Below are 3,276 nucleotides of genomic sequence, written 5' to 3' on the forward strand. Positions count from 1 at the left end.
GCAGTCTTTCTTTTTCTGGATCAAATCAAGCGCGAGAAGGGCGTTTGGTGAATGCCTTGGCAGCAAGAGGCGATGAAGGACGTGATACTCTGCGATAAGCTTGGGGGAGCCGAGAATAGGCTTTGATCCCAGGATCTCCGAATGGGGCAACCCACCTGAATGTTCTCTATTGTGACCGACCTGTGTCGATGCTTGTTCTCAAGCAGCGAAGCGGTAGGGCATCAATAGGGTTCATGACCAGGTACTTCTTACCTGAATACATAGGGTTTGAAGAGCGAACCCGGGGAACTGAAACATCTAAGTACCCGGAGGAAAGGAAATCAACAGATACTCCCCTAGTAGTGGCGAGCGAACGGGGACCAGCCGAGCCGTGAATGTGACCAGAACAATCTGGAAAGGTTGACCATAGTGGGTGACAGTCCCGTATGGGAAGCATGATCGGACGTATCAAGTAGGGCGGGACACGTGAAATCCTGTCTGAAGATCGGGGGACCACCCTCGAAGGCTAAGTACTCCTTGCTGACCGATAGCGAACCAGTACCGTGAGGGAAAGGTGAAAAGCACCCCGACGAGGGGAGTGAAACAGTACCTGAAACCGAACGCCTACAATCAGTCGGAGCTTCCTTGCGAAGTGACGGCGTACCTTTTGTATAATGGGTCATCGACTTGGTCTCACGAGCAAGCTTAAGCCGATAGGTGTAGGCGCAGCGAAAGCGAGTCTTAATAGGGCGTCGAGTTCGTGGGATCAGACCCGAAACCGAGTGATCTAGGCATGGCCAGGCTGAAGGTTGGGTAACACCAACTGGAGGGCCGAACCCACATCCGTTGAAAAGGATCGGGATGAGCTGTGCCTAGGGGTGAAAGGCCAATCAAACTCGGAGATAGCTGGTTCTCCGCGAAATCTATTTAGGTAGAGCGTCATCCGAATACCCCGGGGGGTAGAGCACTGGATGGGTAATGGGGCCCCACAGGCTTACTGATCCTAACCAAACTCCGAATACCCGGGAGTACTAGATGGCAGACACACGGCGGATGCTAACGTCCGTCGTGGAGAGGGAAACAACCCTGACCCTCAGCTAAGGCCCCCAATTCATGGCTAAGTGGGAAAGCAGGTGAGACGGCCAAAACAACCAGGAGGTTGGCTTAGAAGCAGCCATCCTTTAAAGATAGCGTAACAGCTCACTGGTCTAAATAAGCTGTCTTGCGGCGAAGATGTAACGGGGCTCAAGCCATGAGCCGAAGCTAGGGATGCACATAGTGCATGGTAGCGGAGCGTAGTGTGACATAGCACTCGTCCTCTTCTATCGCGTCGATACGGCCAGCGCAGCAATGCGCTCAAGTAGCGAAGCGGTAGCGCAGGATAGAGTGCTTTCTGTGAAGCCGGGGCGTGAGCCATCCGGTGGAGAGATCACTAGCGAGAATGATGACATGAGTAGCGACAAAGAGTGTGAGAGACACTCTCGCCGAAAGTCCAAGGGTTCCTGCTTAAAGCTAATCTGAGCAGGGTAAGCCGGCCCCTAAGCCGAGGCAGAAATGCGTAGGCGATGGGAACCAGGTTAATATTCCTGGGCCAGGAGATGGTGACGGATTGCAGGTGTAGTCAGGCCTTATCGGATTGGTCTGGCTGCTGAGCAGTTCCTGGAAATAGCCCTCCATAGGACCGTACCCTAAACCGACACAGGTGGACTGGTAGAGAATACCAAGGCGCTTGAGAGAACGATGTTGAAGGAACTCGGCAAAATACCTCCGTAAGTTCGCGAGAAGGAGGCCCAGTTTCTAGGCAACTAGTGGCTGGGGGCACAAACCAGGGGGTGGCGACTGTTTACTAAAAACACAGGGCTCTGCGAAGTCGCAAGACGACGTATAGGGTCTGACGCCTGCCCGGTGCCGGAAGGTTAAAAGGAGGGGTGAGAGCTCCGAATTGAAGCCCCGGTAAACGGCGGCCGTAACTATAACGGTCCTAAGGTAGCGAAATTCCTTGTCGGGTAAGTTCCGACCTGCACGAATGGCGTAACGACTTCCCCGCTGTCTCCAACATCGACTCAGCGAAATTGAATTGCCTGTCAAGATGCAGGCTTCCCGCGGTTAGACGGAAAGACCCCGTGCACCTTTACTACAGCTTCGCACTGGCATCAGGCCATGCATGTGCAGGATAGGTGGTAGGCTTCGAAGCAGGGACGCCAGTCTCTGTGGAGCCTCCCTTGAGATACCACCCTTGCATTGCTTGATGTCTAACCGCGGTCCGTTACCCGGATCCGGGACCCTGCGTGGCGGGTAGTTTGACTGGGGCGGTCGCCTCCTAAAGAGTAACGGAGGCGCGCGAAGGTTGGCTCAGAGCGGTCGGAAATCGCTCGTTGAGTGCAATGGCAGAAGCCAGCCTGACTGCAAGACTGACAAGTCGAGCAGAGACGAAAGTCGGCCATAGTGATCCGGTGGTCCCGCGTGGAAGGGCCATCGCTCAACGGATAAAAGGTACGCCGGGGATAACAGGCTGATACTGCCCAAGAGTCCATATCGACGGCAGTGTTTGGCACCTCGATGTCGGCTCATCTCATCCTGGGGCTGGAGCAGGTCCCAAGGGTACGGCTGTTCGCCGTTTAAAGAGGTACGTGAGCTGGGTTTAGAACGTCGTGAGACAGTTCGGTCCCTATCTGCCGTGGGTGTAGGATACTTGAGAGGAGTTGCCCCTAGTACGAGAGGACCGGGGTGAACGATCCACTGGTGGACCTGTTGTCGTGCCAACGGCAGTGCAGGGTAGCTATGATCGGAAAGGATAACCGCTGAAGGCATCTAAGCGGGAAGCCCCCCTCAAAACAAGGTATCCCCGAGGGCCGTGGAAGACCACCACGTCGATAGGCCGGAGGTGTAAGCGCAGCAATGCGTTCAGCTGACCGGTACTAATGGCCCGATAGGCTTGATTTGATCCAGTAACAGAAAGACTGGCCATCAAAGCAAACCATCCCAAACATACTTCTTGGACAACCGTTGTTGATAAAGGCGTCCCTCAAAGGACGCCGTGAGGTTTTTCCTCGGTTTGGTGGTCATAGCACGAGCAAAACACCCGATCCCATCCCGAACTCGGCCGTTAAGTGCCGTCGCGCCAATGGTACTGCGTCTCAAGACGTGGGAGAGTAGGTCACCGCCAAACCTAGAAAAAACCTCACCTCTCTAAACGAAACTCAAAAAAACCATACCGCCGCGGGGTGGAGCAGCCCGGTAGCTCGTCAGGCTCATAACCTGAAGGTCGTAGGTTCAAATCCTACCCCCGCAACCAGT

At 54.7% G+C, this 3,276-nt stretch carries 1 tRNA gene and 2 rRNA genes; all 3 read left to right on the forward strand.

The annotated features are described in order from the left end of the window. The first annotated feature begins 23 nt into the window (after positions 1–23). The 3 genes from BLT50_RS18665 to BLT50_RS18675 all read left to right on the forward strand — a co-directional run bounded on the left by BLT50_RS18665 (position 24) and on the right by BLT50_RS18675 (position 3,274). Positions 24–2,922: ribosomal RNA gene (locus BLT50_RS18665) — 23S ribosomal RNA — on the forward strand. A 111-nt stretch (positions 2,923–3,033) separates the two neighbouring features. After that, positions 3,034–3,148, forward strand: a 5S ribosomal RNA gene (gene rrf, locus BLT50_RS18670). 49 nt (positions 3,149–3,197) lie between these two features. Continuing rightward, positions 3,198–3,274 (forward strand) — tRNA-Met (locus BLT50_RS18675). Positions 3,275–3,276: the final 2 nt, after the last annotated feature.

The sequence above is a fragment of the Lutimaribacter saemankumensis genome (assembly GCF_900100005.1).
Lineage (GTDB): Bacteria > Pseudomonadota > Alphaproteobacteria > Rhodobacterales > Rhodobacteraceae > Lutimaribacter > Lutimaribacter saemankumensis.